Annotated in this window: 20 protein-coding genes; 15 read left to right on the top strand and 5 right to left on the bottom strand. The window is 71.8% G+C overall.

Annotation, left to right across the window (positions count from 1 at the left end; all coding sequences use genetic code 11):
- Nucleotides 1–25: 25 nt before the first annotated feature.
- From ACIBHX_RS43105 to ACIBHX_RS43090, 4 genes are all read right to left on the bottom strand, one after another.
- Nucleotides 26–3,364, bottom strand: a complete 3,339-nt coding sequence (locus ACIBHX_RS43105; RefSeq protein ID WP_397073617.1) for a S8 family serine peptidase — start codon at nucleotides 3,362–3,364, stop codon at nucleotides 26–28.
- A 208-nt stretch (nucleotides 3,365–3,572) separates the two neighbouring features.
- Nucleotides 3,573–4,271 carry a vancomycin high temperature exclusion protein gene (locus ACIBHX_RS43100; protein WP_397073615.1) on the bottom strand — a complete coding sequence of 233 codons (699 nt, stop codon included), beginning with the start codon at nucleotides 4,269–4,271 and terminating at the stop codon, nucleotides 3,573–3,575.
- An 82-nt stretch (nucleotides 4,272–4,353) separates the two neighbouring features.
- Entirely contained in the window at nucleotides 4,354–5,319 is a 966-nt protein-coding gene (locus tag ACIBHX_RS43095; RefSeq protein WP_397073613.1) for a heme A synthase, read from the bottom strand.
- Between the two features lie 38 nt (nucleotides 5,320–5,357).
- Nucleotides 5,358–6,284 (bottom strand): LysR family transcriptional regulator, encoded by a 927-nt coding sequence (locus tag ACIBHX_RS43090; RefSeq protein WP_397073612.1) that lies wholly within the window; start codon nucleotides 6,282–6,284, stop codon nucleotides 5,358–5,360.
- A 96-nt stretch (nucleotides 6,285–6,380) separates the two neighbouring features.
- On the opposite strand from ACIBHX_RS43090, the gene ACIBHX_RS43085 reads away from it, so the two are divergent.
- The 15 genes from ACIBHX_RS43085 (at nucleotide 6,381) to ACIBHX_RS43015 (ending at nucleotide 21,819) form a co-directional block, all read left to right on the top strand.
- Nucleotides 6,381–8,030: an ABC transporter substrate-binding protein gene (locus tag ACIBHX_RS43085; RefSeq protein WP_397073610.1), complete on the top strand. Its 1,650-nt coding sequence runs from the start codon at nucleotides 6,381–6,383 to the stop codon at nucleotides 8,028–8,030.
- On the top strand, nucleotides 8,027–8,869 hold the full coding sequence (locus ACIBHX_RS43080; protein ID WP_397073608.1) for an ABC transporter permease: 843 nt from the start codon (nucleotides 8,027–8,029) through the stop codon (nucleotides 8,867–8,869). Before ACIBHX_RS43085 ends, ACIBHX_RS43080 begins: the two co-directional genes overlap by 4 nt.
- On the top strand, nucleotides 8,866–9,861 hold the full coding sequence (locus ACIBHX_RS43075) for an ABC transporter permease (protein ID WP_397073606.1): 996 nt from the start codon (nucleotides 8,866–8,868) through the stop codon (nucleotides 9,859–9,861). Before ACIBHX_RS43080 ends, ACIBHX_RS43075 begins: the two co-directional genes overlap by 4 nt.
- Nucleotides 9,858–10,655 carry an ABC transporter ATP-binding protein gene (locus ACIBHX_RS43070; RefSeq protein ID WP_397073604.1) on the top strand — a complete coding sequence of 266 codons (798 nt, stop codon included), beginning with the start codon at nucleotides 9,858–9,860 and terminating at the stop codon, nucleotides 10,653–10,655. Before ACIBHX_RS43075 ends, ACIBHX_RS43070 begins: the two co-directional genes overlap by 4 nt.
- Nucleotides 10,652–11,584, top strand: a complete 933-nt coding sequence (locus ACIBHX_RS43065; RefSeq protein ID WP_397073602.1) for an ABC transporter ATP-binding protein — start codon at nucleotides 10,652–10,654, stop codon at nucleotides 11,582–11,584. Before ACIBHX_RS43070 ends, ACIBHX_RS43065 begins: the two co-directional genes overlap by 4 nt.
- 10 nt (nucleotides 11,585–11,594) lie before the next feature.
- The gene (locus ACIBHX_RS43060) at nucleotides 11,595–12,809 is read left to right on the top strand and encodes an alpha/beta fold hydrolase (protein WP_397073600.1); all 1,215 of its coding nucleotides are present in this window, start codon (nucleotides 11,595–11,597) and stop codon (nucleotides 12,807–12,809) included.
- A 15-nt stretch (nucleotides 12,810–12,824) separates the two neighbouring features.
- Nucleotides 12,825–13,949, top strand: coding sequence for a M6 family metalloprotease domain-containing protein (locus ACIBHX_RS43055; protein WP_397073598.1), 1,125 nt, complete (start codon nucleotides 12,825–12,827; stop codon nucleotides 13,947–13,949).
- 24 nt (nucleotides 13,950–13,973) lie between these two features.
- The gene (locus ACIBHX_RS43050) at nucleotides 13,974–15,101 is read left to right on the top strand and encodes an NAD(P)/FAD-dependent oxidoreductase (protein WP_397073597.1); all 1,128 of its coding nucleotides are present in this window, start codon (nucleotides 13,974–13,976) and stop codon (nucleotides 15,099–15,101) included.
- Nucleotides 15,098–15,340 (top strand): (2Fe-2S)-binding protein, encoded by a 243-nt coding sequence (locus ACIBHX_RS43045; protein WP_397073596.1) that lies wholly within the window; start codon nucleotides 15,098–15,100, stop codon nucleotides 15,338–15,340. Before ACIBHX_RS43050 ends, ACIBHX_RS43045 begins: the two co-directional genes overlap by 4 nt.
- Nucleotides 15,337–16,749, top strand: a complete 1,413-nt coding sequence (locus ACIBHX_RS43040; protein WP_397073595.1) for an NAD(P)/FAD-dependent oxidoreductase — start codon at nucleotides 15,337–15,339, stop codon at nucleotides 16,747–16,749. The genes ACIBHX_RS43045 and ACIBHX_RS43040 overlap by 4 nt, the downstream gene beginning before the upstream one ends.
- Complete coding sequence (locus ACIBHX_RS43035; RefSeq protein ID WP_397073593.1) at nucleotides 16,733–17,626, top strand: dihydrodipicolinate synthase family protein; 894 nt, start codon at nucleotides 16,733–16,735, stop codon at nucleotides 17,624–17,626. The genes ACIBHX_RS43040 and ACIBHX_RS43035 overlap by 17 nt, the downstream gene beginning before the upstream one ends.
- Nucleotides 17,623–18,624: a proline racemase family protein gene (locus tag ACIBHX_RS43030; protein WP_397073592.1), complete on the top strand. Its 1,002-nt coding sequence runs from the start codon at nucleotides 17,623–17,625 to the stop codon at nucleotides 18,622–18,624. Before ACIBHX_RS43035 ends, ACIBHX_RS43030 begins: the two co-directional genes overlap by 4 nt.
- A gap of 13 nt (nucleotides 18,625–18,637) precedes the next feature.
- Entirely contained in the window at nucleotides 18,638–19,618 is a 981-nt protein-coding gene (locus ACIBHX_RS43025; RefSeq protein ID WP_397073590.1) for a proline racemase family protein, read from the top strand.
- A 484-nt stretch (nucleotides 19,619–20,102) separates the two neighbouring features.
- On the top strand, nucleotides 20,103–21,050 hold the full coding sequence (locus ACIBHX_RS43020) for an ornithine cyclodeaminase family protein (RefSeq protein ID WP_397073588.1): 948 nt from the start codon (nucleotides 20,103–20,105) through the stop codon (nucleotides 21,048–21,050).
- A 94-nt stretch (nucleotides 21,051–21,144) separates the two neighbouring features.
- Entirely contained in the window at nucleotides 21,145–21,819 is a 675-nt protein-coding gene (locus tag ACIBHX_RS43015) for a GntR family transcriptional regulator (protein ID WP_397073586.1), read from the top strand.
- 9 nt (nucleotides 21,820–21,828) lie between these two features.
- Here the strand turns inward: ACIBHX_RS43015 and ACIBHX_RS43010 are convergent, their stop codons facing one another.
- Complete coding sequence (locus ACIBHX_RS43010; protein WP_397073585.1) at nucleotides 21,829–22,629, bottom strand: class I SAM-dependent methyltransferase; 801 nt, start codon at nucleotides 22,627–22,629, stop codon at nucleotides 21,829–21,831.
- Nucleotides 22,630–22,763: the final 134 nt, after the last annotated feature.

Below are 22,763 nucleotides of genomic sequence, written 5' to 3'. Positions count from 1 at the left end.
GGCCGCCCGCGGCTCAGTCAGCGACTCACTGGACGGTGATCTTGTCGACGTCCACGGTGATCCCCTTGACCTGATCGGTCGAGGTGGCCGTGGTCACGCTGCCGACCCCGGTGCTGACGCCCTTGACCTTCATCGTGTAGGTCAGGGTGCCGCCGGGGGCGCCCGGCGTGCTCTTGACGACCAGGTCCTGCGTGGGCGGGCCGGTGATCTGGCTGCCGCCGGTGCCCTCGTCGTTCTCCGCGCCGACGGTCAGGCCGAAGCCCGCGGGCGGGTCGCCGGGCAGGTTGGCCGGGTCGTAGGCGTAGCTGATGTCCTCCGTTCCGTTGATCCCGATCCACTGCTGGAACACCTTCTGCGAGGTGGTGCCGAAGATGTTCAACCGCCACTCGACGACGATCCAGCTGCTGACGCCGTCGGTCAGGTTCGCGATGTAGACGCCGGGGGCGGCGGTGCCGTCCAGGTCGGTCCAGTACGGCGCGAGCACCGCGTTGGGCTTGGCCGGGTCGGGCAGCGTCTGCGGGACGGCGGCGATGTCGTCCGCGCCGTTGGTGCCGCCGGCGACGGTGTAGCCGTCGGACACCACGCCGAGCCGGGTGTAAGACTTCCCGGCGAAGGTGTAGGCGGGCACCGTGAAGTTCAGCGCCTGCTCGTCACCGATCGGTTGCGGGGTGATCCCGAACAGGTCCAGCGGCAGGTAGCCCGCGGGGCCGGCGCCGGGGGAGACGACCGGCTTGTCCGGCTTCCGGGCCGTCAGCGTCGCCTTGGCGGTGGCGATCTGGCTGCCGACCTGGGTCGCTCCGGTCACGCTGTTGAGCCGCAGCCGCGAGTCGAGCGTGCTGAGCGCGGTCACCTCGGTGTCCTTGAAGGTGTCGTTGCGCACGGTGACCGTACAGGTCGACTCGCCCGTGTTCCGCGGGATCGTGGCGGGGGCGCAGGTCTGGTCCACCGGCACCGCGCCCTGCTGGCGGAAGAAGGCCACCGGCAGGTGGAGCGCCCTGGAGCCGCCGATCTGCTTGAGGTCCACCTGGCCGAAGTACTGCCCGTTGGGCAGGTCCGGCGCGGTGATGACCACGGTCAGCTTGGCGCTCTTGCCGGGCTTGAGGCTGAACGCCGGCGGCAGCACCGTGATGTTGGCGCCGCTGACGGTCTTGCCGGTCGCGGAGAACGTGAGCGTCTTGTTCGTCACGTTCGTGACCGTGCGCTTGGCGGTGATGACGCCCGGCATGATCGGCGCGTTCACCGACGGCAGGTTGAGGTCGATCCTGTTGAGCGGGTCGGCGGCCGAGGCGGCGAAGTTGGCCGCCGTCTCGTCCAGGGTCAGTCCCGGGTCACCGGCCTTGGTCAGGTCGATCCGGCCGCCGCCGCGGTCGAACGGGTCCGACGGCGTGGTCCGGTCCGGCTTGGTCACCGCGGTCGTGGCGGTGGTCTCCAGGGCCGACTTGACCTGGCCGGGAGTCCAGTCCGGGTGCAGCGCGAACACCAGAGCCGCCGAACCCGTCACGTGCGGCGCCGACATCGAGGTGCCGGCGATCACCTGGTAGAGGTTGCCGGGCGGGCCCTCGGCCGGGGACTCGGGCGTGGGAGTCTGGCCGGCCAGGATGTGCAGGCCGGGTGCGGTCACGTCCGGCTTGAGGAAGTCGCCGCCGGGGCCGCGCGAGGAGAAGTACGTCATCACGTCGCCCTGCCAGGTGGCCTTGGTCCCCTGGGTGAACGACGCGGTCGCGCCGGGATTCGCCGACAGGAAGCCGAGCAGGGTGTCGGCCTCCGGCTTGTCGATGTGCACCGAGGGAACCCAGTGGGCGTCGGTGAACACGTCGAACGGGAAGCTGTTGTAGAGGATCATCCCCACGGCGCCGCCCTGCCTGACGTTGAAGCTCTTCAGCGTTCGGTTGGGCCCGCGCTGGCAGACGACGATCTTGCCGGAGAAGACCCCAGGAGGAACCGGAGCGTCACACAGCGCGTTGCTGTACGGCGGAGCCGAGGCGAGCACCACCGGCGCGGGAGAGCTGATCCCCGCGGTGATCGACGCACCCTTGACCGTGGCCGTGGCACCGCCGGAACCGTGCAGCGTGATGGTCGACTGGAAGGTCCTGGACTGCGTGGAGGCGGCCACCGTGGTCACCCACGGGCTGCGGTGGTCGGTGGTGTTCGGGCCGGGGCCGGAGTTGCCGGCCGACGCGGACACCAGCACGCCCGCGGCGTAGGCGTCGAGGAAGGCCAGCTCGACCGGGTCGCTGTACGGGTCGCTGCCGCCGGAGATGGAGAAGTTGATGACGCGGACGCCGTCCAGGATGGCCCGCCCGACGGCCTGCGCCGAGTCGGAGGGGAAGCAGCCCTGCGCGCCGCAGACCTTGTAGACCGAGACCTCGGCGGCCGGGGCGATGCCGTGGATGGGGCCGCGGCTGATGCCCAGCGGGTTCGCGTCGGCCACCGGACCGCCGGCCGCGGTGGTGGCGGTGTGCGTGCCGTGCCCGTTGGAGTCGCGGCCGCTGTCCGGGTAGACCTCGCCGCCGATGACCGCGTTGTAGGTGTCCAGGAACGGCCGTCCGCCGATCAGCTTGTTGTTGCACTCGAACGGGTCGTTGGCCGGGGTCAGCGGGTTGTCGCCGAAGTTGCAGACGCGCGGTGTGCCGTCCTTGGTGGGCGCCGGCGCGGGCAGCGAGGGGTTGGCGGCGAAGGAGGGGTGCTCGGGCCAGGCGCCGGAGTCCAGGTCACCGACGATCACGCCCTTGCCCGAGGAGCTGCTTCCGCCGAGCTGGTTGTAGATGGTGTCGGCGCCGATGAAGCTGGGGCTGGAGTCGGTGAGCAGCTGCTGCGGCTTGTCCTCCTGGATGGCCACCGCGCCGGGCAGCTTGAGCACGTCGGCCGCCTTGTCGGCGGGGATCTTGAGCGCGATGCCGCCGTAGACGGTCCTGACGCGCTGGCCGACGACGGCTCCCGGCACCTTCTTGGCCAGCTCGCCGAGGAAGGCGTTCTCCACGTCCTCGATGTGCTTGCCGTAGTTCTTGGCGTCGGCGCTCTTGACGTCCAGGGACTTGCCGGTGACGGCGGGGCTGGTGCCCGGCAGGCCGGGAAGGCCGCCGCGGTAGGCGGCGAGCGAGTCGTAGTCGAGCTTGACCATGACCGTGATCGGCGCGGCCGAGGTGGATTTCAGCAGCGACTGGTCGCTCTTGGCGAGCTTGCCCGTCTCGGACTTGGCCCCCTCGGCGAGCTGCGCGCCGGTGATGGGGGTGGCCGTCCACTTCGAAGGTGACGGGGTGGGAGTGGCGTGCGCCGAGGCCGGGACCATGGCGACGACGACGCCCAGGCCGACCGTGGCCGATGCCAGCCTTAACGCGCGCGTTAAGCCGGAACTGGATAACACGAAAAAACCTCCTCGTCGAGGCATCGCTCGCCACACGCCGGAGGCTTCATGTCGACATCGCCCCGCACAGGTTCGGCGGAGAACCCCCAGACCCTCCCCGGAGATGACGAGCTGTGCGGGCCGACCTGGAATGTAACCAGCCATCAAAGATCGTCATAGATCGCGAAATTGCCAGAAACGCCGCCGAAGATCGGCACCTTTTGGTGTTTCAGCCTGCGAGCACGCGGCGCAGCGACGTCTCCGGAGGGCCGGGGAAGACCGGGTCCGACCTGAACACCAGTGCGTCGGCGAAAGCCTTGCCCGTGGCGAACAGCTCCCGCACCGCGTAGCTGTAGGTCGGCGCGGGCCACAGCTTGACCGAGTCGTCGCCCACCCCGTACGTCTCCAGGCCGGCCGCCCTGCACAGCGCCACCGCCCGCGGCAGGTGGAACAGCTGCGTCACCACGGTCAGCCGCTGCGCGCCGAACACCTTGCGCGCCCGCACGCACGAGTCCCAGGTGTCGAAGCCGGCGTAGTCGAGCACCATCGCGCTCACCGGGATGCCCCTGGCCGCCAGGTAGTCGCGCATCGCGGTCGGCTCGTCGTAGCCGACCCGGCTGTTGTCGCCGGACAGCAGCAGTGCCTTGACCTTGCCCGCCCGGTACAGCTCGGCGGCGATGTCGAGCCTGCGCGCCAGCATCCCTGTCGGCTGCTCGCCGTTCACCCGGGCGCCCAGCACCAGCGCCGTCCCCAGGTCGGGCACCCGCCCCAGCCACCCGCCGGTGTCGGCCACCTCCCGATGGCCGGAGCTGTAGAGCCAGGCCCAGGTCATCGGCGCCAGCGCGAGCACGCTGCCGAGCACGAGCGCCTGGTAGACGCGCCGCTGCGCGCTACGAGAGTGGTGGACATTCCCCAGCAGCTTCGGCAATCGGCCGATAAATCCTGGCAAACGGCACCTCGCACCGGTGGGGGAGTGGCGGACCTATCGCCACATACCCTGGCACAAAGGCTTAGACGGCGGCGCCAGCCGCGCTGGGGGAGGGGATGGGAGCCGCCTCCACCGGGCCCCGCGTCCGCAGCGACGTGACCAGCCGCAGCGCCGCGATCCACACCAGCGTCGAGCCCAGCACGTGCACCCCCACCAGGAAGGCGGGCACGGCCAGGAAGTACTGGGTGTAGCCCACCGCGCCCTGGGCGAGCTCCACCACGAGCAGCGTGAGCGCGGCCCGCCGCGCGGTCCTGGTCGAGTCGCTGACGTGCAGCGAGAACAGCACCGCGAAGGTCATCCCGACCACCACGTAGACGACGTCGGCGTGCAGGCGTGCCACGGACTCGATGTCGAAGGGGAAGCGCGAGGCCAGCGCGTCGCCCGAGTGCGGGCCGGTGCCGGACACCACGACGCCGACCACGAGCAGCGCCATCACGGCCAGCAGCAGGACGTAGCCGAGGCGGCGGATGTCGCGGTGCACGGTCCGCCTGGCGGGCCCGTCACCCTCGCTCGCGCGGGCGTAGAGCATCCAGCAGGTGGCGATGAGCCCGATCGAGATCAGGAAGTGGACGCCCACCGTGATCGGGTGGAGCAGGCTGCGCACCACGAGCCCGCCCCACAGCGCCTGCGCCACGATGCCCGCCGGCTGCGCCAGCGCCAGCCACACCAGCGCCTTTCTGCGCGGCGCCAGCCGTACCGCCGCGACGACGCAGGCGAAGCCGACGGCCAGCACCAGGAACGTCAGCAGCCGGTTGCCGAACTCGACGAGCATCGTGGACATCGCCGTCTCGGGATGCGCGATGGGGATGAAGCTGTCAGGCGTGCACCTGGGCCAGGTCGGGCACCCCAGGCCGGAGCCGGTGACCCGCACGGCCGCGCCCGTCACCGCGATGCCCGCGTTGACCACCACGGACGCCAGCGCCCATCCCCGCATGGACTCCGCCGTCGGGGTCCAGAACGACAGGAGGTGGTCCTTGGAAAGCTTCACGTCATCGATGGTAGGGGCCGGTATGGGCGGTCTCGCCATCAGCCCGCGAGCCAGGCGGGATACACCTCGTTGCGGGCCGTCACGGCCTGGTAGGCATGCCGGGCCGCCTCGGCGACCTCCTCGGACCGGGCGGCCAGCTGCCCGTCGCGGTGCCAGGCCAGCAGGTGGCGGTACCACAGCGGGTTGCCGGCGATCGGCCGGATCGCCAGCCCGGGCAACTGGCGGAAGGTGGCCTGGCACAGGCTGATGCCCTGCCCCGCCAGCACCAGGTCGGTCTGTACCTGCCCCTCCACCTCGTGCAGCACGTGGAACCTGAGCCCGGCGGCGTGGAAGACGGTCGACCAGTACTCGCGCACGCGGTCGTCGTCGGGCGGCGGCGCGACCCAGCTCTCGGCGGCCAGCTCGCGCAACGTGACCTCCGGCTTGGCGGCCAGCGGATGGTCGGCGGCCATCATCGCGAACGTCGGCTCGGTCACCACGGGATGCAGCACCACGCCGGGCCGGGTGGCGAGCTCGAACCCCGGGCAGTCGCCGACCACGGCCAGGTCCAGATGGGCGGCCTCGACCAGCTCGACCAGCCGGGTGGAGGCCCCGCGGGTGACCGTACTGACGGTCGTGCCGGAACGCTCGCCGCGCAGCGCCGCCACCAGCCCGGGCAGCAGCGGCGCGTTGACCGAGCCGATCCGCAGCCGCTGCGGCCGGTCCAGCGCCCGCAGGCCCAGTGCCAGGTCGTCGATGGCGGGCAACACCGACCGGGCCCTGGCCAGCACGAGCTCGCCGAAGGCGGTGGGCCGAACCCCGTGCACGGTCCGGTCGAAGAGCACGCCGCCGAGCATCGACTCGATCCTGCGCAGCTGGGCGGTGAGCGCCGGCTGGGAAAGCCGCAGCGATTTGGCGGCCTTGGTGAGGCTGCCGCTCTCGGCCACGGCGCAGATCACGCGCAGATGCCGAACCTCCAGGTCCATAACCCAATGTTATGGGTTTTCGAGAGCTGCCCGGCTGTTTACCGAGAGTTCAGGATTCCGCCATAACAACATGTGCCATTTCACATTGGAGGGGTGATGAGAAGACGTGTCATTCTCGCGCTCGCCGTCATGACCACGGTCACGAGCGCCTGCGGGCAGAGCACCTCCGGGGCCGAGCAGAAGGGCGGTGGCACGCTGCACGTGCTGTCGCCGCTGGACCTGGAGCACCTCGATCCGGCGCGCAACTACGTCACCTCGACGATCGACGTGGCCCGCCTGATCTACCGCACGCTCACCACCAACGCCGCCGCGCCCGGCGCCGCGGGCGGCAAGATCGTGCCCGACCTGGCCACCGACCTCGGCACCCCGTCCGACGGTGCCAGGACCTGGACCTTCCACCTCAAACCCGGCATCCAATACGAGGACGGACGCCCGATCACCAGCAAGGACGTCAAGTACGGCGTCGAGCGTTCCTTCGCGCCCGAGCTGCCCGAGGGCCCGCCGTACGCGAGGAACTGGTTGAAGGGCGGCGCCGGCTACAAGGGCCCGCTCCAGGGCGGCGAGCTGGCCTCGATCGAGACGCCCGACGACGCGACGATCGTCTTCCACCTCAACCGGCCGGTGGCCGACTTCGGCTCGGCGGTGTCGCTGCCGCTGTTCTCGCCGGTGCCCAAGGACAAGGAAGCCGGCGTCGCCTACGACAACCGGCCCTTCTCCTCCGGCCCGTACAAGATCGCCTCGTTCGAGCCCAAGAAGCGGATCGAGCTGGTCCGCAACCCCCATTGGGACAGGTCCACCGACCCGGTGCGCACCGCGCGGCCGGATCGGGTGGTCATCGACCTCAACCTCGACCCTGCCGTCCTGGACCAGCGGATGATCGCCGCTCAGGGGGAGGACGCCGACGCCGTCCAGTTCGAGCCCGTCACCGCCGCCTCGGTGGCCCAGGTCCAGACCGACCCGCGGCTGAAGCAGCGCCTGGTCCTGGGCGAGTCGACCAACACCCGCTTCCTCGCGCTCAATACGGCCCGCAAGCCTCTCGACGACGTCCGCGTACGGCAGGCCGTCGCCTACGCCCTCGACAAGGAGGCCCTGCGAACCGTCCGCGGCGGTCCGATCGCCGGAGACCTGGCCACCACCATCCTGCCGCCGTCGATCCCCGGGCACACCCAGGAGGACCCCTACCCCCAGGACGTGAACCGGGCCAAGGCGCTGCTGGCCGAGTCCGGCCACGCGGCCGGGATCGACCTCACCCTGGACGCACCCGCCACGCCCGGTGGCAAGGCGCAAGCCGAGGCCGTCCAGGCCGCCCTGGCCAGAGCCGGGATCCGCGTCAAGGTCAACGAGATCAGCTCGTCGGCCTTCTGGAGCACGGTCGGCACCGTCTCCCAGGAACACGACCTGGTCATCGACGGCTGGACGCCGGACTGGACCGGCCCGTCGACGTTCCTGCCGAACATCCTGGACGGCCGGGCCATCGTCAAGCAGGGCAACCAGAACCGCTCCCAGTACTCGGTCAAGGAGGTCGACGAGCGCTTCGACGAGATCGCCGCGATGACCGACCCCGCCAGGGCAGCCACGGCCTACGGCGAACTGGCCTCCCGCATCATGAAGGACGCCCCGATCGTGCCGTTCCTGTGGGACAAGTCCGCCTTCCTCGTCGGCCCCAACGTGACCGGCGCCTACGGTCACGTCGCCTTCGTCGGGCGGGTGGATCTCGCCACGGTCGGGCTCAAGGGCGCCGCATGAGGCTGAGAGGCGCCGCGCTGGCGGGAGCGGTCGTCATCGGCCTGCTGGTCCTCATGGCCGCCGGCGCTCCGGTCATCACGGCGGTCACCGGCCAGTCACCCACCGCGTTCCATCCCGAGGCGATTGACCCTGCCCTGGGCGGGCTCCCCAGGGGCGGCTGGGGCGGGATCGGGGCCGGGCACCTGCTGGGCGTGGAGCCGGGCAGCGGGCGGGACGTGCTGGCCCGGGTCGTCTGGGGCGCCCAGGTCTCACTGCTGATCTCACTGGCGGCCACCATCGTGTCCACGGCCGTCGGCACCGCGCTCGGGCTGGTGGCCGGGTACCTGGGCGGATGGGCCGACATGGCGGTGGGGCGGCTGATGGATCTGCTCATGTCGTTCCCCAGCCTGATCTTCATGATCGCCATCATGTCGGTGGCCCCGGACGGCGACAGGGAGCTGATCCTGGTCGGCGTGCTGGGCCTGTTCGGCTGGCCGTACATCGGCAGGATCGTCAGGGGGCAGGCGATGGCGATGGCCGGCCGCGAGTTCGTGGAGGCGGCCAGGGTGCTGGGAGCGCCGCGGGGCGCGATCCTGTTCCGCGAGATCCTGCCCAACCTGACCGGCCCGGTGCTCGTCGTGGCCACGCTGTCGATCCCCGGCTACATCGCGACAGAGGCGGGGCTGTCGTTCCTGGGCGTGGGGGTGCGGCCGCCGACCCCGTCGTGGGGGCAGATGATCGCCTCCGCCGTGCAGTGGTACGCCGCCGACCCGGTCTACTTCCTGATCCCCGGGGTGCTGCTGCTGGTCACGGTGCTCTCCTTCCACCTGGTCGGCGATGCGCTGCAGGGGGAACGATGATCGCCTTTCTCGCCCGGCGGCTGGCCGCGGCGGCCGGGATCCTGCTCGTCATCTGCGCGCTCACCTTCGCGATCTTCTATGTGGCGCCCGACGACCCCGCGCAGAAGGCCTGTGGCAAGGCCTGCACACCTGAGCGGATCGCCGAGATCCGCGGCCAGCTGGGCCTGGACCGGCCGGTGCCCGAGCAGTTCGCGGCGTTCCTGAAGGGGCTGGTGGCCGGGCGCTCCTACGGCAGCGGCGCGACCGCCGTCCAGTGCCCGGTGCCGTGCCTGGGGTTCAGCTTCCAGACGCACGTGCCGGTGCGGGAGCTGCTGGTCGGCAGATTGCCGGTGAGCGCCTCGATCGCGCTCGGCGCCGCCGTGCTGTGGCTGGTGGTGGGCGTGGGAGCGGGCGTGCTGGCCGCGCTGCGCAAGGGGTCGTGGTGGGATCGGACGGCGATGGCCGCGGCGCTCGGCGGGGTGTCGCTGCCCGTCTACCTGACCGCGCTGGTGTTGCAGTACGTGCTGGTCGTCGTGCTGCGGCTGCTGCCCTACCCGCGCGCGGTCGGTTTCGCCGAGGACCCGGGCGGATGGTTCGCCTCGATGCTGATGCCGTGGATCGCGCTGGCCACGCTGTACGCGGGCATGTACGCGCGGCTGTCGCGCGCCGAGCTGATCGGCGCGCTGCGGCAGAACTTCGTCCGTACGGCACGCGCCAAGGGCCTGCCGGAGTCCACCGTGATCCGCCGCCACGCGCTGCGGCCCGCGCTCACCCCGATCGTGACCGTGTTCGGCATGGACCTGGGCGCGCTGCTCGGGGGCGCGCTCATCACCGAGTCGGTGTTCGGGCTGCCCGGCGTGGGCAAGCTGGCCGCCGACGCGATCAACAGCTCCGACCAGCCGGTCATCCTGGGCGTCACGCTGTTCGCCGCGGGCTTCATCGTGCTGGCCAATCTGGTCGTGGACCTGCTCTACGCGGTGCTCGACCCGCGCATCAGGCTGGGGGCGGCATGAGCCTGCTGAGCGTGGAGGACCTGGGTGTCTCCTTCGGCCCGGTGCGTGCGGTCGACGGGCTGTCGCTGGAGCTGGCCGCGGGCGAGGTGCTCGGCCTGGTGGGCGAGTCCGGCTGCGGCAAATCGGTCACCAGCCTGGCCGTGATGGGGCTGCTGGGCGAGGCCACGGTCTCCGGCCGGATCCGCTTCGACGGGCAGGAACTGCTGTCGGCGCCGGCCCGTACCGTGCGGCGGCTGCGCGGCGACCGGATGGCGATGATCTTCCAGGATCCGCTGTCGTCGCTCAACCCGTACTACCCGGTCGGCTTCCAGATCGCCGAGGCGTATCGCGCGCACCGCCGTACCGGCTCCAGGGGCGCCCGCGAGGTCGCGGTGCGGATGCTGGAGCGCGTCGGCATCCCCGAGCCGGGCAGGCGCGCCCGCGACTACCCGCACCAGTTCTCCGGCGGGATGCGTCAGCGCGTGATGATCGCGATGGCGCTCTGCCTGGAACCCGAGCTGATCGTCGCCGACGAACCCACGACCGCCCTGGACGTGACCGTGCAGGCGCAGATTCTCGCCCTGCTCGCCGAGCTCAGGCGCGAGTACGGCACAGCCGTCCTGCTCATCACCCATGATCTGGGCGTGGTGGCGGGGATGGCCGACGAGGTGCTGGTCATGAACGACGGCCGGGCCGTCGAACGGGGACCCGCGGTCAGCGTGTTCGACAGTCCCCGGGACCCCTACACACGGCGGCTGCTGGCCGCGGTACCGCGCATCGACCGCCCCGTGCCGCACCGCCTGGAGGTGACATGACCGCCCTGCTGGAGGCCACCGGCCTGGTCAAACGCTTCGGCCCGATCACCGCCGTCAACGGCGTCACGCTCGCCGTGGCGGCGGGGGAGTCACTCGGGCTGGTGGGCGAGTCGGGCTGCGGCAAGTCCACCACCGCCCGGCTGATCACCCGGCTGATCGACCCGACACAGGGCACGGTCAGCTTCGCCGGGCGCGAGCTGACCGGGCTCGGCGAGCGGGCCCTGCGGCCGGTGCGCCGGGACCTGCAGATGATCTTCCAGGATCCGTACTCGTCGCTCAATCCGTCCAAGACCGTGCGCGAGATCCTCACCGCCCCCTACCGCTACCAGGGGCTGCGTCCCGAGCCCGGCGAGGTCGAGGAGTTGCTGCGCCGGGTCGGGCTGCTGCCCGAGCACGCCGAACGGCTGCCCCGCACGTTCTCCGGCGGGCAGGCGCAGCGCATCGGCATCGCCCGGGCGCTGGCGCTGCGGCCGAAGCTGATCGTCTGCGACGAACCGGTGTCGGCCCTGGACGTGTCGGTACAGGCGCAGATCCTCAACCTGCTGCTCGATCTGCGGGAGGAGGAGCGGCTCGGCTACGTGTTCATCGCGCACGACCTGGGCGCCGTACGACAGGTGTGCACCCGGATCGCGGTCATGTACCTGGGCACGGTGGTCGAGGTCGCCTCCAGGGACGAGCTGTTCGCCAACCCCGCCCATCCCTACACGGCGGCGCTGCTGTCGGCCGTGCCCATTCCCGACCCGAAGATCGAGCGCACCCGGCCCAGGGTCGTGCTCTCCGGTGATCTGCCCAGCCCGGCCAACCCGCCGTCGGGCTGCCCCTTCCGCACCCGCTGCGACCGCGCCACCGACGTGTGCGCCGTGCAACGGCCCGCGCTGGTGCGGCGCGAAGGCGGTCACGAGGTCGCCTGCCATCACCCACTGGACTGAAAGGACCGTTGTGAACGGGCTCCACCTGACCGACCACACCTTCCGCGTGCCGCTCGACCACGCCGACCCGGACAGCCCGGCCATCGAGGTGTTCGCCCGGGCCGCCGTCGACCCCGCACGCAGCGGGGACGACCTGCCGTGGCTGGTCTACCTGCAGGGCGGCCCCGGCGGCAGGTCGCCACGGCCGCTGGGCCCTGACGGGTGGCTGGCCCGCGCCCTCCGGACGCACCGGGTGCTGCTGCTGGACCAGCGCGGCACCGGCCGCAGCACCCCGGTCACGCCGTGTACCCCCGGACGGCTGGGCTCGCAGGAGGCCCTGGCGCGGTACCTGCGCCACTTCAGGGCCGACTCGATCGTGGCCGACTGCGAGCGCATCAGGCAGGCCCTGGAGGTCGAGCGGTGGGAGACGCTGGGGCAGAGCTACGGCGGCTTCGTCACGATGACGTACCTGTCGCGGGCCCCGAAGGCGCTCAAGGCCTGCTACGTCACCGGTGGCCTGCCGGGGCTCACCGCCACGGCCGACGAGGTGTACGAGCGCACCTATCCGAGGGTGGCGGAGAAGGTCAGGCGGTTCCACCGGCGCTACCCCGAGGACGCCGAGCGGATGCGCGCCATCGAGAAGCTGCTGGACTCCCGCGACGTGCGGCTGCCCGACGGCGACCGCCTCACCGTGCGGCGGCTGCGGACGCTGGGCCTGGGGTTCGGCATGGGCGCCGGGTTCGAGCGGGTGCACTGGCTGCTGGAGGACGCCTGGGACGGCGACGAGCTCTCGCCCGACTTCCGCTACCAGGTGATGCAGCAGACCGGCTTCACCGGCAATCCGCTCTTCGCGGTGCTCCAGGAGAGCATCTACGGCCGGCCGGGCGAAGCCACCGCCTGGGCCGCCGACCGGGCCTTCCAGGACCTGCCGTTCACCGGGGAGATGATCTATCCCTGGATGTTCGAGGAGATCGCCTCCCTGCGCCCCTACGCCGGGGCCGCCCACCTGCTGGCCCACGTCGACGACTGGCCTGACCTCTACGACCTCGAACGGCTGGCGTCCAACCAGGTGCCGGTCGCCGCCGCGGTCTACCACGACGACATGTACGTCGATGCCGGGCTCTCCCTGGAAACCGCCGCCGCCGTCGGCAACGTGCGGGCGTGGGTGACCAACGAGTGGGAGCACGACGGCGTCACCGCCTCCGGCGAGCAGGTGCTCGACCGGCTCATCCAGCTGGCTCTCTGAAAGGAGACACCCCCCATGATCACCCACTTGGCTCTCGCCGTCGCCCTGACGCTGACCCCGGTCCCGCACAGGCAGGCCCCTCTCTCGCAGTGCGCTCTGCCGGGCCGTACGGGATGGACCGACGAGGGACACGACACCGACCACCGGCAGTTCAGGAAGGCCACCGGCGTCATCAGGGCGGTGATGCTGTTCGTCGACTTCCCAGATGCGCCCGCCTCCGGGAGCACGCAGGAGTACGAGGACGCGCTCACCCCCGCGGCCGGGTGGCTGCGGACCGCCTCCAACGGGCGGGCCCGTCTGGCCATCACGCCGGTGCGGACCTGGTACCGGATGCCGTCAGCCAGCACCACCTACGGGTTCGAGCGGGGCATCTCCTACGAGCAGCACCAGCAGTACGTCCGGGACGCGGTCGCCGCAGCCGATCCGGAGGTGGATTTCTCCGCCTACGACATCGTCTACATCGTCCCGCCGAAGAACGCGGCCGCCGTCACCTTCTCGCCCACCTACCTCTACGACCCGGCCGCGCCCGGTGTGATCGCCGACGGGCGGCCGGTGCGCTGGTCCGTCACGCTCGGCCAGGACATGTGGCGCTGGGGCTACAAGGTCATCGACCACGAGACCGGGCACGTCTTCGGCCTGCCCGACCTGTACGCCTTCACCGGCACCGACTACCACCGCTTCGTCGGAGGCTGGGACCTGATGGGGCTCATCAGCGGCCCCGCGCCGCGCTACTTCGGCTGGCACCAGTGGAAGCTCGGCTGGCTCGACGACGACCAGGTCGCCTGCGCCGTCAGCGGCCACTACCGGCTCGGCGGCCCGACCAGGCTCGTCGTGGTCAAGACCGGTGAGACCAGCGCCTACGCCGTCGAGGCCCGCACCCGGACGGGCCTGGACGACAAGGCCTGCTCCAACGGGGTACTCATCTACCGGGTCGACTCCTCCGTCGCCACCGGCGAAGGGCCGATCAAGGTCATGGACGCCCGTCCCGACCAGGCTCCCGCCGCCGGGTGCCACCAGCTCGACGACGCCGCCTACGCTCCTGGGCAGGTCTTCACCGATGAGGCGGCGGGTGTCCGCATCAGCGTGACGGGGGAGGCATCGGTAGAGGTCGAACGCCTTCCCATCGCGCGAAATATGTGACATATTACTGAGCGGGAGGTGGAAATGCCCGACGTGATCGTCGTCGGTGCCGGAGTAGTGGGCGCCGCGACCGCGTACTACGCGGCCGAGGCCGGCCTGGACGTCACCGTCGTCGACCGTGGCCCTGTCGCGGGCGGCACCACGGGCGCGGGCGAGGGCAACGTGCTGGTCTCGGACAAGGAGCCGGGACCCGAGCTGGACCTCGCCCTGCTGTCCAACGAGCTGTGGCGCTCGCTCGCCGGCAGGATCGACTTCGAGTTCGAGGCCAAGGGCGGCCTGGTCGTCGCCGAGACCCCCGCGATTCTGGAGCAGCTCGTCGAGCTGGCCGCCAAGCAGGGTGTCGAGCACGAGGTCACGCGCGACGTGTCCGGCTATGAGCCGCATCTCACGCCGGACCTCGTGGGAGGGGTCTTCTACCCGCAGGACGCCCAGGTCCAGCCCATGCTGGCCGCCGCACGCCTGCTCAGCGCCGCGCGCGAGCGCTTCGGCGGGGTACGGCTGCGCACCGGCGTGACCGTGACCGGGTTCCTCACCAGAGACGGGGCCGTCACGGGCGTGCGGACCTCCGCCGGGGACATCCTGGGCGGAGCCGTGGTCAACGCCGCGGGCACCTGGGGCGGGTCGGTCGCGGAGCTGGCCGGCGTGCACCTGCCGATCCTGCCCAGGCGCGGGTTCATCCTGGTGACCGAGCCGCTGCGGGAGCCGCTCATCCGGCACAAGGTCTACACCGCCGCCTACGTGACGAACGTGGCCAGCGACTCGGCCGAGCTGGAGACCTCCGCCGTCGTCGAGGGCACCGCCGCGGGCAGCGTGCTCATCGGGGCCAGCAGGGAACGGGTGGGCTTCGACCGCACGCCGTCCACGACGGTGCTGCGGCGGCTGGCCGCGCAGGCGACGGCGCTGTTCCCGGTGCTGCGCGATGTGCGGGTGATCAGGACCTACTGCGGTTTCAGGCCGTACTGCCCCGACCACCTGCCCGTCATCGGCGCCGATCCCCGGATGCCCGGGCTCTACCACGCCTGCGGGCACGAGGGCGCGGGCATCGGGCTGGCGCCCGCGACCGGGCGGCTGCTTGCGCAGCTGCTGTCGGGGGAGCGTCCCTCGCTGGACCTGGGGCCCTTCAGGCCCGACCGCTTCGAGGGGGACCGATGAGCTTCGAGATCAGCGTGGACGGGCGGACCGTGAGCGTCGAGCCGGGGCAGAGCGTGGGAGCGGCCATGCACGCCGCCGGGATCCGGTCATGGCGGACGACCCGGTTCGGCGCGCGGCCGCGCGGGCTGTTCTGCGGGATCGGGGTGTGCTTCGACTGCCTGGTCACCGTCAACGGCGCGCGGGAACAGCGGGCGTGCCTGCTGGAGGCCCAGCCCGGGGACGAGGTGAGCACGTCATGACCTATGACCTGATCGTGGTCGGCGGCGGCCCTGCCGGGGTGGCGGGCGCGCTCGCCGCCGCGCAGGCCGGTCTCCGGGTGGCCCTGCTGGATCTCGGCGCCCGCCTGGGCGGCCAGTACTTCCGCCACTTCCCCGACGCCGACGGCGGTGTCCGCGGAGCCGGCCAGGCCGGGCTGCCGCGCTTCCTGCGGCAGGCCGCGGCCGTGAGCGAGCGGGCCGACGTGCTCCTCGGCCACCAGGTGTGGTCGGTGACCAAGGGCGAGACCTTCGCCGTGCACGCCACCCACGACGACGAGCCCGTCATCCTGCACGCCCACCACCTGCTCGTCGCCACCGGGGCGCACGACAGGCCGCTGCCCTTCCCCGGGTGGGACCTGCCCGGCGTGCTCACCGCGGGCGGCGCCCAGGCCCTGCTGAAAGGGCAGCACGTGATCGCCGGCCGCCGCATCGTGGTGGGGGGCACGGGACCGTTCCTGCTGCCGGTCGCCGCGGGGCTGGCCGAGGCGGGTGCCGAGGTGGCGGCCGTACTGGAGGCCGGATCCCGGGTGGGGCTCGGACGGCATCCGCTGCTGGCCATGGGCAAGGCGGGCGAGGCCGCCGGGTACGCGCTCACGCTGGCCCGGCACCGCGTGCCGTACCACGGCAGGCAGGCCGTCGTCGCCGCGCACGGGCGCGACGAGCTCACCCACGTGACCGTCGGGCGGCTCGACCGTGACTGGCGGGTGCGGGACACCCGGACGATCGCGTGCGACACGCTGGCCGTCTCGTACGGGTTCGTGCCGCAGACAGACCTGGCCGTCCAGCTTGGCTGCGCGACCCGCGCGGACCTCGACGGGACTCCGGTCGTGGCCGTCGACGCGCGCCAGCGCACCTCCGTGCCCGGGGTGTGGGCCGCCGGCGAGCCCACGGGTGTCGGCGGGGCTCCGCTGGCCGAGCTCGAAGGCCGCATCGCGGGCCTGGCCATCGCCGCCGCCGTGTCCGCCGCGTCCCACCACGCCGCCGTCCCGCATCACGACGGCCGTCACGAGGGCGCTGCGCCGGGCGGGCGGCCTGCCGTACCCGATGTTCTGGTGCGGAGGCGAGCGAGGTTGCGGGCGTTCGCGCGGGCGCTGCTCGAGGCCTACCCCGTGCGGCCCGGCTGGCAGGACTGGCTGGCCGGGGACACGCTCGTGTGCAGGTGCGAGGAGGTGCCGCTGTCGGCCGTGCGCGAAGCGCAGGCGCTGGGAGCCACCGACGCGCGCTCCGTCAAGCTGCTGGCCCGCCCGGGAATGGGCTGGTGCCAGGGCAGGATGTGCGGCTACGCCGTGTCCTGCCTGACCGGGGAGGCGCCCCAGGCTCCCCGGCGACCCGTTGTTCAGCCGATCACGCTCGGCGCACTGGAGAGGATCGATGATGACCAATCGCGTTAAGCCCTGGCATGGTGTGATGGTGGCGACGGCGCTGCCCCTCCGTGACGACCTGTCGGTCGATTTCGAGGGCTTCGCCGAGCACTGCCGGTGGCTCGTGGAGCAGGGCTGCGACGGCGTGGTGCCGAACGGCTCGCTCGGCGAGTACCAGACCCTCAGCCCTGAGGAGCGGGCGAAGGTGGTGGAGACCGCCGTGGCGGCCGTGGGCGGGCGCAACGTGATGCCGGGCGCGGGCGCCTACGGCTCGGCGGAGTCGCGGCGCTGGGCCGAGCAGGCCCGTGACGCCGGCTGCGGGAGCGTGCTGCTGCTGCCGCCCAACACCTACCGGGCCGACGAGCAGATCGTGGTCGAGCACTACCGCGAGGTGGCCAAGGCCGGGATCCCGATCGTGGCCTACAACAACCCCTACGACACCAAGGTCGACCTCAGCCCTGCCCTGCTGGCCCGGCTGTACGACGAAGGCCTGATCGTGGCGGTCAAGGAGTTCACCGGCGACCCCAGGCGCGCCTACGAGCTGGCCGAACTGGCGCCCGGGCTGGACCTGCTGATCGGCACCGACGACGTGCTGGTCGAGCTGGCGCTGGCGGGCGCCGTGGGCTGGATCGCCGGATACCCCAACGCGCTGCCCGCCTCGACCGTGGCGCTCTACCAGGCCGCCGTCGCCGGGGACCTGGAAACGGCCATGCCGCTCTACCGCAAGCTCCACCCGCTGCTGCGCTGGGACTCCAAGACGCAGTTCGTGCAGGCCATCAAGCTGTCCATGGACATCGCGGGCCGGCGTGGCGGGCCGTGCCGCGCCCCGCGCCTGCCGCTCGAGCCGGAGCTGGAGGCCGTGGTGCGCGCCGCCACCGAGAAGGCCCTGGCCGAGGGCCTGCGATGAGGAGCAAGAGAGTCTTCCACGCGGTCGACTCCCACACCGAGGGCATGCCCACCCGCGTCATCACCGGCGGGATCGGCGTCATCCCCGGCGCCACGATGGCCGAGCGGCGGATCTACTTCCGCGAGCACCTGGACCCGATCAGGCAGCTGCTGATGAACGAGCCGCGCGGCCACTCGGCCATGAGCGGCGCCATCCTCCAGCCGCCCACCCGGCCCGACGCCGACTGGGGCGTGCTGTTCATCGAGGTGTCCGGGTACCTGCCCATGTGCGGGCACGGCACGATCGGCGTGGCGACCGTGCTGGTCGAGACCGGCATGGTGGAGGTCGTCGAGCCCGTCACCACGATCCGGCTGGAGGTGCCCGCCGGGCTGGTGGAGGTGGACGTCGCCGTCGAGGACGGCATGGCCATGTCGGCCACGATCCGCAACGTGCCCGCCTACGCCGACAGGCTGGACGCCGTCGTGGAGGTGCCCGGGTTCGGGGCCATCGGCTACGACCTGGCCTACGGCGGCAACTTCTACGCCGTCGTCGACCTCGACGCCTACAAGCTGCCCTTCGACCGGGCTGCCAAGAACGAGATCATCGCCGCCGGGCTGGCCACGATGGAGGCGATCAACGCCGCCGACGAGCCCGTGCACCCGCTCGACTCGCGCATTCGCGGCTGCCACCACGTCTACTTCACCGCGCCCGGCTCCACCGCCGCGCACTCGCGGCACGCCATGGCCATCTACCCCGGCTGGTTCGACCGCTCCCCGTGCGGCACCGGGACCAGCGCCCGGATGGCCCAGCTGCACGCCAGGGGCGAGCTGGCGCTGGAGACCGACTTCGTCAACGAGTCGTTCATCGGCACCCGCTTCATCGGGCGGCTGATCGGCGAGACGACCGTCGGCGACCGGCCCGCTGTCCTGCCCACGATCACCGGCCGGGCCTGGGTGACCGGCACCGCCCAGTACTTCCTCGATCCCCGCGACCCGTTCCCCGAGGGATTCATCCTGTGAGCGAGCGTAGCGAGTGAACCGAACAGCACAGATCACCACGATCGACTACCACACCGCCGGGGAGCCCTTCCGGATCGTCACCTCCGGCGCTCCGGACATCCCCGGCGAGACGGTGCTCGAGCGGCGGGTCAACGCTCCCGGCCACGACTTCGTGCGGCAGCTGCTGTGCCAGGAGCCGCGCGGCCACGCCGACATGTACGGCTGTTTCCTCGTCCCGCCGGACGATCCCGGCGCCGACCTGGGCGTGCTCTTCTGGCACAAGGACGGCTACTCCACCGCCTGCGGCCACGGCACCATCGCCCTGGCGGTGCACGCCGTACATGAGGGCCTGGTCAAAGCCGACCCCGACGGCGTCACGCCCGTGGTCGTGGACGTCCCCTCCGGGCGTGTCACGGCCCTGGTCTCCTGTACGGCGGGCCGCGTCGAGTCCGTGACCTTCCGCAACGTCCCCTCCACGGTCCTGGCCAGGAACGTGTCCGTGGCCGGGGTCACGCTGGACGTGTCGTACGGCGGGGCCATCTACGCCTCGCTGCCCGCCTCGGCCGTCGGCCTGACGGTCGCGCCCGAACACCTGACGGACCTGATCGCGCACGCCCGCCGCATCAAGGCCGCCCTGGCGGACCATCCGGTCTCCCGGCACCCCACGGACGACCGCCTCTCGGGCGTCTACGGCGTGATCTTCTACGACGAGCTCCCCGGCACGGACACGGTCATCAGGCAGCGCAACGTCACGGTCTTCGCCGACGGCGAGGTGGACCGCTCACCCTGCGGCTCCGGGACGGCGGCCCGGCTGGCCCTGCTGGCCGCCGACCACCCGGCGCTGGAATCGCTCGAGCACTTCAGCATCATCGGCACTACCTTCCAGGCCCGCGTGGCCTCGGTGACGCCGGACGGGATCATCCCCGAAATCGACGGGATGGCCTACCGGACGGGCCGCCACACCTTCGACCTCGACCCGGCCGACCCTCTCGGCCCCGGCTTCACCCTCCGATGACCCCCTCCGAACCCCGCCGGCGCGGCGCCGAGGCGTCCCCCTCCAGGCGCCGCGCCGGCGGGGCCGTTCCACGCCCAACCCCAAATCGCGCGACCCGGCGCCCTCCGGCCCCTCGGCCCGGCGAGCCCCACAGCTCGCCCCACGGGCGCGGCGGCGGGACGGATGCGCCGCCTTCCCGGCGCCGCGTCGGCGAGACGGCGTACGGCGTCGCCCGGCGCCCTGGTACGGCGGGCCCGCACGAACCCCACGGCTCCGGGCCTCGGCGCCGCGTCGGCGGGGAGGTGTACGGCGTCGCCCGGCGCCCTGGCACGGTGAGTCCCCGCTCCACGTGCTGGGGTGAAGCAGGCTGGTGCCGGGGTGGCGGGCAGGGGTTCGGCGGTGGTCGGCGCGCTGGTGCTGGTCGCCGGTGCGGTGAGGAGGATTGGTGGAGCCGGATGGTGAGTTCGTCGCGAGATGGCGGGGTTCGAGGCAGGATGCTGGGGTCATGAACGCGCTTCCGTATCTCGACGCCGCGGAGATCGAGCGGCTGGTGCCCGTGACGCTCGCCGTACAGCTCCTCGAGGAGGCGTTGCGCGCCGGCCTCGACCCCGAGGACACCCCCCAGCGCCCGCACGTCGACCTGCCGGGTGGGCAGCTGCTCATGATGCCCGCCTCCGTGGGCCGGTACGCGGGACTGAAGGCCGTCACGATCGCCCCGGGGAACCCCGCCCGGGGACTGCCCAGGATCCAGGGGACGTATCTGCTGTTCGACGGCGACACCCTGACACCCGTGGCCGCCATGGACGGCATCGCCATCACCTCCCTGCGCACCCCGGCCGTGTCGGCGCTCGCCGTCAAGCACCTGGCCGGCCCCGACGCCCGCCGGCTCGTCGTGTTCGGCACGGGACCGCAGGCGTGGGGACACATCCTGGCGATGCGCGCGATCCGCCCGCTCGACCACGTCACGCTCGTCGCCCGCGACCCCGAGCGCGCCCGGGCCCTCGCCGGCCGTACGCACTCCCTGGGCCTGCCCGCGACCTCCCTGACCGCCGGGACGTCGGACGGGGAGATCGAGGCGGCCGTGGCGGAGGCGGACATCGTGGCCTGCTGCACCACGGCGCGCGAGCCGCTCTTCCCCGGCAAGGCCGTGCGGGACGGCACCGCCGTGGTCGCCGTCGGATCCCACGAGCCCGACGTCCGCGAGCTCGACTCCGACCTGATCGCCCGGGCCACCGTGGTCGTCGAGGCCAGAACCGCGGCCCTCACGGAAGCGGGTGATGTGATCATCCCGTTGCGCCACGGTACGATCACCTCTGGTCACCTGGCGGGAAACCTCGCCGACCTGGTCGCCGGCAGGGTGCCGCCCGCCAGGGGGCCACGCGTCTTCAAGAGCACGGGCATGGCATGGGAAGACCTGGTGGTCGCGGCCGCCGCCTACGAAGCGTGGACCTAGGGTCCCGCCGACGCTGCTCGGGCACGGGGAGTGGCGTGGGCTGGGAGGATGTGGGCGCGGGTGCGGTGGGTGCGAGGAAGGACGAGGTGGCCTGATGAGTGCGGAGGATCGGCTCGAATTGCCGGTGGTGGGGGAGCGGCAGAGCCTGCGCGAGCAGGTGGCGCACGCCCTCAGGGCCGCGTTGATCACGGGCGAGATGCGGCCGGGAGTCGTGTACTCGGCGCCCGTGCTGGCCGCGCAGTTCGGCGTCTCGGCGACGCCCGTGCGCGAGGCCATGCTCGACCTGGCCAAGGAGGGTCTGGTCGAGGCGGTCAGGAACAAGGGGTTCCGGGTGACCGAGCTGTCCGACCGCGACCTGGACGAGCTGACGGAGATCCGGCAGCTGATCGAGGTGCCGACCGTCGCCAGGCTGGCGGATGCGGGGCGGGCGGCCGAGTTCGCGCGGTTGCGGCCCGTCGCGGAGGAGATCGTCTCTGCGGCGGAACGTGGGGATCTGCTCGCATACGTGGACGCTGACCTGCGGTTTCACGTGGAACTACTGGCGCTGTCAGGCAACGCCCACCTGGTCGAGGTGGTCCGCGATCTCCGTAACAGGGCCCGCCTCTACGGACTCTCGCAGCTGTACGCCAGGGGGACGCTGACCGACTCGGGCCGGGAGCACCTCGCCCTCCTGGACGCCCTCCAGGCCGGTGACACCGCCACGGTCGAGCACATCATGTCCGAGCACATCCAGCACGTCCGCGGCATCTGGGCCGACCGCCCCGAATAGCCCGCCCGGTCAGCGATGGGCGCGGGTCAGCCAGATGTCCTGCTTACGCCCGCGCAGGCGAGGCGGCAGGGGCGCGAGCCACGGGCAACGGCCTTCGGCGATGTCACGGTGGGTGGCCGCCTCGGCGGTCCAGCCGTGCGGGGCGAGCCAGGCCACCGGGTCCTCCACGGCGCCGGCGAAGGGGACTCCGTGGGCGGCCATCTCGCGGAGGAAGGGCTGGTGATCCGGGTCCGTGAAGAAGCGGGGATGCGGGATGTCGAAAGTCAGCCAGGAGCCGGGACCCGACTGGCGAGTGATCCAGCCGATCACCGACTCGGCCTCGGCGGAGGTCAGGTAATAGAAGACGCCCTCGACGATCCAGTGCGTCGCCATGCTGGCGTCGAAGCCGGGAGCCACCGAGGGCGGCGGCGAACGCAGGTCCGTCTCCACGCAGACGACCCGGCACCGGGGATGGTAGCCCGCCTGGGCCAGCGCCTCCGCCTTGCCTGAGAGCTGCCCCGGCAGGTCCACCTCGTAGTAGGCGAACGACGGCTCGAGCGGCAGCCGGTAGGGGCGGCAGTCGCTGCCCGCGCCCAGCGACACGGCCTGCCGTACGCCGGAGGACAGCAGCGTTTTGTCGCCCAGCCTGGCCCGCACGGGCACGACCTCCGACGGCGGATGGAACGGCTTGAAGGCGGCCACCACCTGCCTGGCCTCCTCGGTGACGAACACCTCGGCGCAGGGATCGGCGTGGTAGGCGTCGGGCTGGGCGCTCTCCTCAGCTCGGACGACCGCCATCCAGTCGCTCGTCCGTCGGACGGGCGTGGTCACGAGGAGTAGCCGATGCATCTCATAGAGACATCATGCGAGGTCAGAGCGGCAAAGGGAAGCCTTGCACATTGGGTGAAATGTCCGATTCCCTGGTACGATGCTTTGTGAAAGTGTTCACGAGCTTTGGGCCAAGC

It is taken from the genome of Nonomuraea sp. NPDC050536 (assembly GCF_044457685.1).
In the GTDB taxonomy this organism is placed as follows: domain Bacteria; phylum Actinomycetota; class Actinomycetes; order Streptosporangiales; family Streptosporangiaceae; genus Nonomuraea.
The sequence above is the reverse complement of the archived record's forward strand: the minus strand, read 5'-3'. Positions and strand labels throughout refer to the sequence as shown.